This window comes from Pseudomonas sp. C9-3, from assembly GCF_032392015.1.
Classification (GTDB): domain Bacteria; phylum Pseudomonadota; class Gammaproteobacteria; order Pseudomonadales; family Pseudomonadaceae; genus Pseudomonas; species Pseudomonas nitroreducens.
Map to the genome: position 1 here is coordinate 4,533,354 of NZ_CP135919.1, position 12,969 is coordinate 4,546,322.

11 protein-coding genes are annotated in these 12,969 nt (G+C 66.2%); 2 read left to right on the top strand and 9 right to left on the bottom strand.

Going from position 1 to position 12,969, the window contains the following annotated elements; all coding sequences use genetic code 11:
* Positions 1-37: 37 nt before the first annotated feature.
* From RS899_RS20770 to RS899_RS20780, 3 genes are all read right to left on the bottom strand, one after another.
* Entirely contained in the window at positions 38-625 is a 588-nt protein-coding gene (locus RS899_RS20770) for a hypothetical protein (RefSeq protein ID WP_315807965.1), read from the bottom strand.
* Positions 626-839: 214 nt separating this feature from the next.
* Positions 840-3,281: a TonB-dependent siderophore receptor gene (locus tag RS899_RS20775; protein WP_315807966.1), complete on the bottom strand. Its 2,442-nt coding sequence runs from the start codon at positions 3,279-3,281 to the stop codon at positions 840-842.
* A gap of 85 nt (positions 3,282-3,366) precedes the next feature.
* Positions 3,367-4,764: a PLP-dependent aminotransferase family protein gene (locus tag RS899_RS20780; RefSeq protein ID WP_313465493.1), complete on the bottom strand. Its 1,398-nt coding sequence runs from the start codon at positions 4,762-4,764 to the stop codon at positions 3,367-3,369.
* Positions 4,765-4,914: 150 nt separating this feature from the next.
* On the opposite strand from RS899_RS20780, the gene RS899_RS20785 reads away from it, so the two are divergent.
* Together RS899_RS20785 and RS899_RS20790 are read left to right on the top strand one after the other, a co-directional pair.
* A complete protein-coding gene (locus tag RS899_RS20785) occupies positions 4,915-5,802 on the top strand; it encodes a DMT family transporter (RefSeq protein WP_054910107.1) in 888 nt (295 codons plus the stop codon).
* A 441-nt stretch (positions 5,803-6,243) separates the two neighbouring features.
* Complete coding sequence (locus tag RS899_RS20790; RefSeq protein WP_139093045.1) at positions 6,244-8,274, top strand: DEAD/DEAH box helicase; 2,031 nt, start codon at positions 6,244-6,246, stop codon at positions 8,272-8,274.
* A gap of 70 nt (positions 8,275-8,344) precedes the next feature.
* On the opposite strand, the gene RS899_RS20795 is transcribed toward RS899_RS20790, so the two are convergent.
* The 6 genes from RS899_RS20795 to RS899_RS20820 all read right to left on the bottom strand — a co-directional run bounded on the left by RS899_RS20795 (position 8,345) and on the right by RS899_RS20820 (position 12,960).
* Complete coding sequence (locus RS899_RS20795) at positions 8,345-9,325, bottom strand: FecR domain-containing protein (protein WP_315807967.1); 981 nt, start codon at positions 9,323-9,325, stop codon at positions 8,345-8,347.
* Entirely contained in the window at positions 9,322-9,855 is a 534-nt protein-coding gene (locus RS899_RS20800) for a sigma-70 family RNA polymerase sigma factor (protein ID WP_233299007.1), read from the bottom strand. Before RS899_RS20800 ends, RS899_RS20795 begins: the two co-directional genes overlap by 4 nt.
* Positions 9,856-10,261: 406 nt before the next feature.
* Positions 10,262-11,047 (bottom strand): 3-hydroxybutyrate dehydrogenase, encoded by a 786-nt coding sequence (locus RS899_RS20805; protein WP_315807968.1) that lies wholly within the window; start codon positions 11,045-11,047, stop codon positions 10,262-10,264.
* Positions 11,048-11,089: 42 nt separating this feature from the next.
* A complete protein-coding gene (locus RS899_RS20810; protein ID WP_315807969.1) occupies positions 11,090-11,422 on the bottom strand; it encodes a YceK/YidQ family lipoprotein in 333 nt (110 codons plus the stop codon).
* Positions 11,423-11,438: 16 nt separating this feature from the next.
* Positions 11,439-11,798: a YceK/YidQ family lipoprotein gene (locus RS899_RS20815; protein ID WP_315807970.1), complete on the bottom strand. Its 360-nt coding sequence runs from the start codon at positions 11,796-11,798 to the stop codon at positions 11,439-11,441.
* A gap of 28 nt (positions 11,799-11,826) precedes the next feature.
* Complete coding sequence (locus tag RS899_RS20820) at positions 11,827-12,960, bottom strand: ABC transporter permease (protein WP_315807971.1); 1,134 nt, start codon at positions 12,958-12,960, stop codon at positions 11,827-11,829.
* Positions 12,961-12,969 lie beyond the last annotated feature (9 nt).

Here is a 12,969-nt window from a genome sequence, read left to right on the forward strand (position 1 = left end):
GCGAAATTATATGATATTGGTTCTCAATTAAAAGAACTCAGCAGCGCCGTTTGTGAGTATCTGTGTCGAAAATTCGCTGAACGGCATAGGTCGCGGTCACATCCATGGCACGCAAGAGGCTGTTCATCATCAGGTCGGCTTCGCCCGTGACATGCAGGGGCGGCGGCCCCGGCAGGATCCAGGAAGCGCCGGGGGTCAGCTCGACGGCAGCCACCACCGTGCCCTTGCCGAACAGGTATTCGTAGATCAGCAGGTAGTCCGTGTCCGGCTGGTCCTTGTACTCCGCGACTCTGCGCAACACGTTGATCGCGCCGATGATCCAGTCCCGGCTTTCGGTGAACTCCAGCACGCCCAGGCTCCAGGTCTGGGTCGCATCGTCGTAGTGGTTCCAGGCCGGCGAGCGCAGGTGCCGGCTCCAGCCCGCCACCCAGGCCGCCGCGGTGGTGCCCTGCCCCAGTTCGCAGAGTTCGCTCCAGGTGAGGCCGCCTTGTCGTTGGCGATTTCCCTCCAGCCACTGCTCGAGATCCTTGAAACAGGCCGCAGAGCCTGCTTCCCGGGAAAGGAATTCCTCGAGCCTGGAGCGACTGATGGAGACCTTCAGGTACAACTGGCATGGTTCGGCCATAGGATTTCCTCTTCTTCTGATCCACCGATTCGCCTCGGGATGCTCACCGCGCCCTGTGAAGCTGAATCGATAATCCTAGAGGTTCACCTCGACCGGGTTTCGCCCGCCCTTTTCGACTGTGAAGTCGTATCCTTCCGATACCCCTGTACAACCGTTCAATTTTCCTCAGGCATTTCCGCCCACCCCGGAGCAATCGCCCTCCCTGGCGACGGGCCTACCAGCGGTAGGTCGCCGAGCCCGTGACGATCCGGCCGTTGCCGTAGATGCAACGGGTAGCGTCGTAGCAACCGGCGATGTACTCGCGATCGGTAAGGTTGTTGGCGTTGACTGCGAAGCGCCAGGGGCCCGTCTGGTAATGCACGGCAGCGTCGAGCATGGTGTAGCTGGGCACATTCAGCGAGTTGTCCGGGGCGCCTGGGCTGCGGCCGTTGTAGCGTACGCCGCCGCCGAAGCCGAAACCTTTCAGCTCACCGTCACGCAGGGTGTAGTCGGCCCATAACGAAGCCAGGTTGCGCGGCGTGGGAATGCTGATCGGGGTCTTGCCATCGCTCTCGTCGTTGGCCTTGGTGTTCTTCACGTCCTGATAGGTGTAGGTGGCGATCAGGTTCAACTCGTCGGTCAGGCTGGCGACGCCTTCGAGTTCCAGGCCACGGGAGCGGATTTCGCCGGTCTGCACGCTGCTGTTGGGATGGGTCGGGTCCGGATCGAGGGTCAGCACGTCACGCTGGGTGATCTCGAACACGGCGGCGGTCAGCGAACTGTCCGAGCCCTTGGGCTGGAACTTCACGCCCACTTCGTACTGCTTGGCCTTCGTCGGGTCGAAGGGCTTGCCTGCGTAGTCGGTGCCGGCGTTGGGCGTGAAGCCCTCGCTGTAGCTGAAGTATGGCGCCAGGCCGTTATCGGCGAGGTAGACCAGCCCCACCCGGCCACTGAAGGCCTCGTCCTTCTGGCTGGCATGGGTGCTGCCCGCGGTGCTGCTGTTATCGGTGCTGGAGTTGGCCCAGTCGTAGCGCCCGCCCAGGGAGAGCACCCAGTGTTCGTCGAAGTGCAGTTGGTCCTGCAGGTACACGCCGGTCTGACGCTGGGTCTGGTCGGTGTAGGTCCAGTCGTCCGCGGTGAAGGCGGACTTGTCCACAGGGCCGTAGGACGGGCCGCCATACAGGTCCAGCGGCGTGGTCATGATGTAGGCCTGCGGGTCCTCGGTCGTCTGCCGCTGCCAGTCCAGGCCGAGCAGCAGGGTGTGACGCAGCCAGCCGGTGCTGAAGTCGGCCTGGGCCTGGTTGTCCAGAGTCCAGCGTTCGTACTTGGGATTCTCGATGCCGGCGAAGCGCAGCAAGGTGCGGTCGTCACCACCGTCCATGCCCCAGTAGCCGGTGGTTCCGGCGCCATAGACCATGTTGTCGTTGAGATCCAGATGGGCATAGCGCAGGTTCTGGCGGACCTGCCAGACATCGTTCAGGCGTGTCTCGAACTCGTAGCCGATGCCGTACTGGGTCTTCTCGTACTTGGAGAAGTGCTCATCGCCGGTGAAGTAGCTGCGGTGGATCTTGCCGTAGACGCTGCGGTGAAGGCTCCCGTCTGCCGGAAGGAAATTGTCCTGGGCGTTGGTATCGTCCTTCAGATAGCTCGCCATGACGGTCAGATGGGTGTCCTCATCCGGCTGCCAGGTCAGTGACGGCGCCAGGGCCAGGCGCTTTTCCTCCCAGGGCGTGTCGCGAATATCGCCCTCATGGCCAACCATCACCACGCGGTAGCTCCACACGCCGGCATCATCCAGCGGGCCGGTCGTGTCGATGCCCAGTTGCTTGCGCGCATCGCTGCCGTATTGCACCTGGACTTCATGGCTGGCGACGGTGCTCGGCCGCTTCGATACCTGGTTGATCACCCCGCCCGGGTCGCCCTGGCCATACAGCACACCCGCCGGGCCGCGCAGCACTTCCACGCGTTCGAGCATGTAGGGATCGACCATCCAGCTGGCGAGGTTGATGGTGCTGGGCAGTTGCAGCCCGTCCTGGTAAGTGGTCGGCGAGAAGCCACGGATCACCGTGTACCAGTCGGAACGGTTGTTCGAGCCGTAAGAGGACACGCCGGGGGTATAGCGCAACGCCTCGTTCACCGACTGCACGCCCTGGGCCTCCATGCGGTCGCGGGTCACCACGGAGATCGACTGCGGCGTCTCGTGGATCGGCGTATCGGTCTTGGTCGCGGTGACGCTGCGCCTGGCCACGTACCCGTGCACCGGGCCCTTGGGATCTTCCCCGGCCTGCCCGGTGATGGTCTGCGCCTTCATTTCCAGCGCGCCCTCGGTAGCGCTGGGCTGCAGGCGATAGCTGCCGTCCTCGCTGGCTTCGGCCGCCAGGCCACTGCCGGACAGCAGCACGGCAAAGCCGGCGCTCACCGAATAGTCGCCGTTCAGGCCAGTGCTGCGCTGATTCCGGGTCAGCGCCGGGTCGAAGGTCAGCAGCACCCCCGCTTGGCGGGCGTAGGCATTGAGAGCATCTTCCAGACTGCCGGCGGGTACGCTGAAATGTTGCGCGGCCGAGGCCGCAAACGCGGTGGAGTGCGGCTGCAGCGGCAGGCTGGCGACCAGGCCGAAAGCGGCGATGCGTAACGCGCGAGCCAGCGGCAGCAGGGGCGCGGTGGGAACGGCAGGCATGAAGATTCCTTGTGCAGAGAAGCGGGACTGCACAGAGGCCGTACGACGAAAGGAAACCTGCAGGCCGATCTGAAAATATTTTCTGTCAGCGGCCGCGCGCCTGCTCCATGGCTCTTTCCAGCCCCTGGAAAACGCGTGGCGAGAGGCACTGCGCGACGTTGAAGCGCAGGTAACCGGTGGCGCTCTGGCTCAGGCTGAAAACGTTGCCCGGCGCCAGCACCAGGTTGTCCGCCAGGGCCGCGCGCGAGACTTCGGCGGCGTCCAGCCCTCCCGGCAGGCAGGCCCAGACGAACACCCCGCCGCGCGGCTCCAGCCAGGGCTGGATATCCAGCGCGCGCAAGCGCAGCAGCGTCTCGCCCATCGCGTCGGCCAGGCGCCCGCGCAAGCTGTCCAGGTGGCGGCGGTAGCTGCCCTTGCGCAGCAGTTCGAAGAGCATCTCGGCACTGAACGGGCTGTTGCCGAAGCTGGTCGCCAGCTTCAGGTCCACCAGGCGCTCGCACCATTCCGGCTGGGTGGCGATGTAGCCGCAGCGCACCGAAGCCGACAGCGTCTTGGAGAAGCTGCCGACCTGGATCACCCGCTCCAGCCCGTCGAAGGCCGACAGGCGCGGCGCACTTTCGTGCTCGAAGTCGCCGAAGATATCGTCCTCGACGATCAGCAGGTCATGGGCCTCGGCCAGCTTCAGCAGGCGATGGGCGACCAGCGGCGAGAGCACTGCGCCGGTGGGGTTATGGAAGGCCGAGTTGGTGATGTACAGGCGCGGACGGTGCTGCTCCAGCAGGCCAGCCATGGCGGCGACGTCCGGCCCGGTCGGCGTATAGGGCACACCGACGACCTGCACCCGATGGGCACGCAACAGTGCCTGGAAGTTGAAGTAGCCCGGGTCGTCCACCAGCACGCAGTCGCCGGGCTCCAGCAGGAAGCGGCAAATCAGGTCGATGGCCTGGGTGCCGTTATCGGTCAGCACTATCTGCTGCGGGCCCACCGGTACGCCGTAATCACCCAGCCGCCGCGCCAGCTGTTCGCGCAGGCCAGAGTGACCGTAGGGGCGACCATATTCCAGCAGGCTGGATTGCGGCGCGCGGGCAATCTGCCGCAACGCGCGGCGCAGTTCCTCTTCCGGCAGCCAGGACGGCGGCAGCCAACCGCAACCGGGCTTGAGCGAGGTATCCGCGGCCTCCAGGGATTGCCGGGAAATCCACAGCGGGTCGATGCTGCGGTCCAGCGTCGGGCCGACGTCGGCCAGGGACAGCGGCGGCGCATGGCCGGCCACATAGAAACCGGAGCCACGCCGCGCAGCGATCACACCGTCGGCGGCCAGCCGGTCGTAGGCCTCCACGACGGTGGTCTTGGACACCTCCAGCTGCTCGGCCAGCTGGCGAATCGACGGCAGCCGTTCACCCGGCACCAGCGCCCGCGCCGCCAGGCGCTCGCGCACATGCTGCATCACCGAATCGACCCGTGTGCTCTTTGGCCTGCCCATGTCGCCCTCGCCCGCCCCTGGATTTTGTACCGAGGCAATTTGTACCGGTATAATTTACAGACAGTTTGTGCAAATTGTACCTTTCTGTCACTGGCCGCCCGGCGGCTCTGCGCGCATCCTCCAAGCTCGCTCTCCTGCCGGATGCTCCCCATGAACAACTCCCACACTGCCGCCTCGAACAGCCACCTCGGCGGCTGGCTCAGTGGCTTCCTCGGCGTACTCATCTTCAGCGGCTCGCTCCCGGCAACGCGGGTAGCGGTGGCCGACTTCGATCCGACCTTCCTCACCCTGGCCCGCGCCAGCATCGCCGGCCTGCTGGCGGCGGCGATCCTCATCCTGCTGCGGCAGAAGCTGCCGGCGCGCAAGGACCTGATTCCCCTGCTGGTGGTTGCCGGCGGCGTGGTGGTGGGTTTCCCGCTGCTCACCGCGCTCGCGCTCAAGCACGTCAACTCGGCCCACGCCATCGTCTTCGTCGGCCTGCTGCCCCTGGCTACCGCGCTGTTCGGCGTGATCCGCGCCGGCGAGCAGCCGCGCCCGGCGTTCTGGATCTGCTCGCTGCTGGGCAGCGCCGTGGTGGCCGGCTTCGCCCTGTCGCAGAGCGGCGCGGGCAACTTCACCGGCGACCTGCTGATGCTGGCCGCCGTCGTCGTCTGCGGCCTGGGCTACGCCGAAGGTGGCCGCATCGCCCGTCACCTGGGCAGCTGGCAGGTGATCTGCTGGGTGCTGGTGCTGTCTCTGCCGCTGATGCTGCCGCTGGCCTGGTATACCCAGCCGCAGACCTTCAGCGGCGCCAGTTGGCCGGCCTGGCTGAGCCTGGGCTACGTGTCGCTGTTCAGCATGCTGATCGGCTTCTTCTTCTGGTACCACGGCCTGGCCACCGGCGGCATCGCCGCGGTCGGCCAGCTTCAACTGCTGCAGCCGTTCTTCGGCCTGGCGCTGGCCGGCCTGCTGCTGCACGAGCAGATCAGCCCACTGATGGCCGGCGCCACCGTCGCCGTGGTGCTGTGCGTCGCCGGGGCGAAACGCTTCGCCCGCTGACCGCCGGTTTCCTTCCGCGTCCCGCCCGAGAAAAATCGCGGTATCATCGGGCGTTTGCGTACTCGGCTGGACTGCCGGAAGGACACTCGGATGAAGCCACCCGCCGAATCTCCACTGCCTGCCGTGGAGCGCGACGAACTCGCGCCCCGGCCACGGCTGACCCTGGGCAGCCACGTGCACAGCGGCTTCGACCTGCGCAGCGGGCGCATGCAGAACATCTCCCGGCACCGCGCCGCGCTGGCCTTCCTGTATGGCGACATGCCGGTCTCGGGCAGCGTCACTCCGCGCTCGGGCCGCGAGATCCGGGTATTCCGCGATGACCAGATCGTCCGTGTCAGCCGCGAACTGGAACTGGAGCATGCCTGGCGCCTGGACCTGCGCGAACTCGGTTTCAAGCCGGCGATGCGCCGCAGCGACGCCCTGGAAGACAGCGCCGGGGAAATGTTCGAACTGCCCGACGACAGTGCCTGGCAGGAATTCATGCGCGAGGGCCTGCCCCGGCTGCGCGAGCAGGGCTGGGAAATCGACATCCGCCCGGAGTTCGTCTTCGACCTGACACCGGTGGAGAACTGGTACGCCGAGATCGAGGAAACCGACGACCGCCAGTGGTTCGACCTGGAACTGGGCATCGAGGTGGAAGGCCGGCGCATCAGCCTGCTGCCGGCGCTGATCGAACTGATCCGGCGCATGCCGGCACTGCTCGACCCGGTCGCCCTCGCCCGCCATGCCGACGATGAACAACTGGTGCTGCGCCTGGATGCCGGGCGCAACCCGATCCACACCTGGCAGACCGCCTCCGACCGACCGCTGCGCGTCTCACTACCCTTCGGCAAGCTCAAGCCGATGCTCGGCACGCTGTCCGAGTTCTACCTCGGCGAACAGCTGCCGGTACGCCGCCTGCGCATGGGCGCGCCGGACGCCGCGCGCCTGACCGAACTGGAAGAACTGCCGCTGACCTGGCAGGGCGGCGAGCAATTGCGCGAAATAGCGCATCGCCTACGCGACTACCGCGCGCAACCGGCGCAGATCCCCGCCGGCCTCAACGCCGAACTGCGCGCCTACCAGCACGAGGGCCTGAGCTGGATGCAGACGCTGCGCGAAGTTGGCGCCAGCGGCATCCTCGCCGACGACATGGGCCTGGGCAAGACGCTGCAGTCCCTCGCCCACGTGCTGCTGGAAAAGCAGGCCGGGCGCCTGACCAGCCCGGCGCTGGTGATCATGCCCACCAGCCTGATCCCCAACTGGCTCGACGAAGCCGAGCGCTTCACTCCGGAGCTGCGCGTACTCGCGCTGCACGGCGCCGGCCGGCGCAAGGCGTTCGCGAAGATCGCCGAGCACGACCTGATTCTCACCACCTATGCCCTGCTGCCGCGCGATGCCGAGAAGCTCGGGCAGCACGAGTATCACCTGCTGATCCTCGACGAGGCGCAGAACATCAAGAACGCCACCACCAAGGCGGCCCAGGCCGCGCGCCACCTGCGCGCGCGCAATCGCCTGTGCCTGACCGGCACGCCGCTGGAGAATCACCTGGGCGAGCTGTGGTCGCTGTTCCACTTCCTGCTGCCGGGCTGGCTGGGCGACGCCCGGCAGTTCGCCGTGGACTATCGCACGCCCATCGAGCGCCACGGCGACCAGGGCCGCCTGGCGCACCTGGCCGCGCGCATCCGCCCGTTCCTGCTGCGCCGCACCAAGGAACAGGTCGCCTCGGAGCTGCCGCCCAAGAGCGAATTCATCCAGCACATCGAACTCAGCGAGGCGCAACGCGACCTCTACGAAACCGTGCGCCTGGCGCTGGATCGCAAGGTCCGCGACGAGATCGCCCGCCGAGGCCTGGCGCGCAGCCGCATCATCATCCTCGAGGCGCTGCTCAAGCTGCGCCAGGTCTGCTGCGACATCCGCCTGGTGAACAAGGAAGCGCCGCCGCCCACCGGCAAATCCGCCCGCGCGGTGACCTCGGGCAAGCTGGTCTATCTGCTGGACATGCTCGAAGAGCTGCTCGCCGAAGGCCGCCGCGTACTGGTGTTCTCGCAGTTCACCTCGATGCTCGCGTTGATCGGCGAGGCGCTGGCCGAACGCAACCTGGAATACGCCCTGCTCACCGGCGACACCCGCGACCGCCGCGCGCCGGTGAAGGATTTCCAGGAAGGTCGCGTGCCGCTGTTCCTGATCAGCCTGAAGGCCGGTGGTGTGGGCCTGAACCTTACCGCCGCCGATACCGTGATCCACTACGACCCCTGGTGGAACCCGGCCGCGGAAAACCAGGCCAGCGACCGTGCCTACCGCATCGGCCAGGACAAGCCGGTATTCGTCTACAAGCTGATCGCCCGCGGCACGGTGGAAGAGAAGATCCAGCGGCTGCAGCGCGACAAGGCCGCGCTGGCCGCCGGCATCCTCGAAGGTACCGGCGCCGACTGGCAACTGGACGACGCGGATATCGACGCACTTTTCGCACCGCTGCCCAAGGCGGTGTGATTGCCAGCGGAGCGTTGCGCAAACGAACAGGCTCCTGCGGAAAACGCCTCGGGAGCCTTGGACATTGGCCTCAGGCCAACGGCACCAGCGTCACCCACCAGCGCGTACGGTACTGCGCGCGCACTGGCAGGCTGCGTTGCAGCGCGGCAATGGCCTGCTCGGGCTGGTCCAGGGGGAACACGCCAGAAATGGCCAGGTTGGCGACCGCCGGATCGCAGCGCAGCACGCCGGGGCGATAGCGCGCCAGTTCGGCACACAGGCGGCCGAGCGTCCACTGCCGCGCCACCAGGTAACCCTCGCTCCACGCCAGCGAATCTGCCTCCAGCGTCGTTTCACCGTACAGCCCCTTGCGGTCGAAACGGGCCTGGCGGCCGGCCTCGATGACACCGGCCGACTCATGGCGCAGCGCGGGCATGACCGCTACCGCGCCTTCCTGCACCGAAAGCCGCGCATCGCTGCCGTCCAGGCGCACGGCGAATCGCGTGCCCAGCGCCTGCAGACGCCCCAGCGGCGTATCGACCCAGAAGGCACGGCCGGCGCTGTCCGGAGCGGTCTGTACCAGCATCTCGCCGGCGTACAGGCGCACGCGTCGAGTGTGGGCGTCGTAGGCTATATCCACGGCGCTGTCGGTGTTGAGTTGCAGCCAGCCACCATCCGGCAGGGCGATGCGTCGGCGCTCGCCCACCGAGGTGCGCTGCTGCGCCAGCCAGGGCGAGTCGCGCAGGCCCAGGCTGCCGCTGCCCACCACCGCCGCGGTACCGGCGAGCAGCAGCAAGCTTTTCAGGGCGCGGCGGCGCGCCGGGTCGGCGGCGGCCTGGCGCAGCGAACGGCTGGCCATGGCCGGCGCCATGCCGCCCAGGCGCCCGTCGAAGAACTCCAGGCGTTGCCAGGCCTGTTCGTGGGCCGGGTCGGATGCGCGCCATTGCTGGCAGGCAGCGAGCTCGTCGGCGGCGGCCAGCCCCGAGGCCAGGCGTACACGCCAGCCAATCGCCTGTTCCACCACCGAGTGATCCAGACGCTGGGCCGCGTCCAGGGCGCCAACGCGGTTCATGAGTAAAGCGCCTTGTAGCAGTGGCCGAAAGCCTGGGTCATGTATTGCTGCACCGAGCTGAGGGAAACGCCCAGGCGCTCGGCGATCTGCGGGTAGGTCAGGCCATCGAGCTGCGACAGCAGGAAGGCGCTGCGCACCACCGGCCGCAGGCCATCCAGCAGGCGGTCGATCTCCATCAGGGTTTCCAGCACGATGGCCCGCTCCTCGGCGGACGGCGCCTCGGCCTCCGGCTGCTGCGCCAGACTGTCGAGCCAGGCGCGTTCCAGGGTCTGGCGGCGGAAGTGATCGATCATCAACCCGCGGGCAACGGCGGCAAGGAAGGCGCGCGGCTCGCGCAGGCCCCTGAGTTCCTGGCGCCCGAGCAGACGCACGAAGGTATCCTGCGCCAGGTCGGCCGCCTGGTGGCGGCACTCCAGCCGGCGATAGAGCCAGCCGAGCAGCCAGGAGTGATGGCCGGCATAGAGTTCGCCGATCTGCGAGTGGTGTGTGGACGACGTCACGAGTGCCCCCTGCGCGCGAACGCCAGGCATCGAGGTGCAGCTGAAACCGCACCTCAAATGCGAAAACTTATCATTTGCGCGAAAGATGCCATGGCGGCCCCGCCACGGCAAGCACCATGTGTGTCGTGACGATCATCGGCAGGGACGGAAGTGCCATTTGTCGCCACCGGGGACGACGAGCCAGCGGCAATCGCCCGACGGCAAATCGGACGTGCCAGCCGATGGAGAATTGCCTGACAGACCGAACGGTAAACCCACTACATCGCTCGGCCCCGATCCAGGGGAATCTACTGCTGCGCCGAATCAACCAGCCCCGACCCCGGAACAGGCAGAAATTCCAGGAGAACCGGAGCGCTTGCCGGCGCAGATGTTGTCCCCAAGCCCTGGCTCGCCTATCGATTGAGCCGGGGCTTTTTTCTGGCGCTATACCTGCGCTTCAGCGCATCCCCCAGCCATGGCTGACCAGCACCGACTGCCCGGTGAGCGCCGCCGAGGGGAAGCTGGCCAGGAACAGTACCGTCTGCGCCACATCCTCCACGGTGGTGAACTCGCCATCCACGGTGCCGCCGAGCATCACCTGCTTGACCACCGCTTCCTCGCTGATGCCCAGTTCCTTCGCCTGCTCGGGAATCTGCTTCTCCACCAGCGGCGTGCGCACGAAGCCGGGGCAAACCACATGGGAGCGCACGCCCTGCGGCCCGCCCTCCTTGGCCAGGGTACGGGCCAGCCCGAGCAGGCCGTGCTTGGCGGTGACGTAGGCGGATTTCAGCGGCGAAGCTTCATGGGAGTGCACCGAGCCCATGTAGATCACCACACCACCACGCTTGGCCGGGTACATATGGCGCAGCACGGCGCGGGTGGTGAGGAAGGCGCCGTCCAGGTGGATGGCGAGCATCTTCTTCCAGTCAGTGAAGGCAAAGTCCTGGATCGGGTTGACGATCTGGATGCCGGCGTTGGAGACCAGGATGTCGATGCCGCCGAAAGTGGCGGCCACCTGATCGATGCCATTGTCCACCGCCTGCTCGTCGGTGACGTCCATGACCACCGCCAGGGCCTTTCCGCCGGCTGCCCCGATCTCATCCACCACACGCTGGGCGGCGTCCTGCTGCAGGTCGGCAACGGCCACGGCCGCGCCCGCCTGTGCCAGCGTCAGCGCGATCTGCCTACCGATGCCACTGGCCGCGCCGGTGACCACCGCAACCTTGCCGTTCAATGCATTCATCACAGAGCTCCCGCAGAGGTAGGAACTCTCACTCTAGACGGATCAGTCGCGCAGCAATTGAATGTCACCGTCGCGATCCTGGCGGTACAGGGTATAGGGCAGCGCAAGCGTGTCGGCCACCGCTGACAGGCCCATGTCGAAGATCGGCATCGGCTGGACGCGGTAAAGCGCGCCGCCACGCTGCTGGCCATCGCCACTCATCACGCAGAGGTTATAGATCACCCCCCCGTAAACTCGCGGCAAGGTATCGCCGCAGCCAGTGCCCTTGAGCTTCAGATCGGACGTTTGCACAACATTGTCACTGGAAAGCGCTCGTACCGAACCACAACCAGCGACACATCCAACAAGCAGCAGGCCAAGTAAACGAAACAGCATGATTGGACTCCTTTACTCAGTCACGTCGCAATTCGATGCTGCCATCGCGATTCTGCCGATAGACGGTGTAAGGCAGGGCCAGGGTGTCGACGACGCCGGAAAATGCCATGTCCAGCACGGGCAGGATCGGCGGGCCAAAGGTGTAGTTGGCCGGTGTTGAGGGTTGCGTAGTGCCGGTATCGGCCGGGGGCTCGCCGTACAGTTGGCAGGCATCCCAGACCACGCCACCGTAGATGTGCGGGATGGCGCCGCAGTAGGTCCCCTTGAGCTTCAGGTCGCTGGCGTCCACCACGTCATCGCTGCGCAGGGTGTGGTAGGAACCGCAACCGCTGAGCAGAGCGGCACCGAGCATAAGGCAGGCACGGCACAGCGTCATATTGAAACTCCTTCTCGACAGCGAAAGCTTACCAGCCCTTGAGCTGGTCCCAGCGCCAGTTGCGGTACTGGTAGACCAGTGTACCCAGTAAACCGTAGGCCGCCGCCATGGCGAACAGGATGAGAATCCTGTCGGCAACGGCAGAGAGCGGCAGGTTCATCTGGTTCATTTCCACCACTGCGCGAATCGCCCAGGTGGACGGTATCGCGTCGGCCAGCAGTTGCACCCACTGCGGCATGGCCTGGGGCGGCCAGGTGAAGCCGGCCATGTAGAACAGCGGCAGGGTGATGAAGGTCATGGTCAGGTAGACCGCCTCTTCCGAGGGCAGCACTTCGGCGATGAATTCGCTCATGGCGATCACCGCCAGCAGGAACGGCAACACCAGCCCCATCAGCATGAAGAACGACGCGGTCTGCCGGTAACCCATCATCCACGGCCAGATCACGTAGAAGAGCATCGCCAGCACCGTCCAGATCGACAGCTGGGCGGCGTACCGGCCAAAACGCGTGGACGCTGGCTGGCGTAACGAACGCGGTGTGCCGCCGCGCAGGTTGAGATTCACCCGCGTGCAGGAGAGCAACAGGCTGTGCTGCAGGATCAGCGTCACCAGCCCCGGCAGCACAATGGCCGCGAAGCTGGTGCCAGGGTTGAACAGGTCGGTGAGCTGGCCGATGGCCGGTTGCAGCAGGACGTTCGACTGCTGCTCGGAGAAGCCCTCGCGCATCAGCCGTTCGCGGTTGTAGCGCAGCGACAGTTCGGTGTAGGTGGCGCTGATATCCTGCTGGATCTGCCCGTTGGCCATGCGGTTGGTGGCATCGCCGAAGATCGGCACGGTGACCGCCTCGCCACGCAGCACGCGCTTCTCGAAGTCCACGGGAATCACCACGATCCCGAACAGTTCGCGCCAGGCGAGATCGCGTTGGGCTTCAGGCAATTGGTCGTAGGCACGCACGGCGATCTTCGGCGCGGCGTCGAGCTGGCGGATCAGCTCGCGGGACACCGAGCTATGATCCATGTCGATCACCGCCACCGGCAGGTCGTCCATGGTGCGATGGGCGTATGGCAGGGTGGTCAGCGTCACCGACAACACCATCAACAGCCACAGCGGCTTGCCGAGCATGTTGCCCAGGGACTGGCGGAAGACGGTCCAGAAGTTCTGCATGGCGGTTCC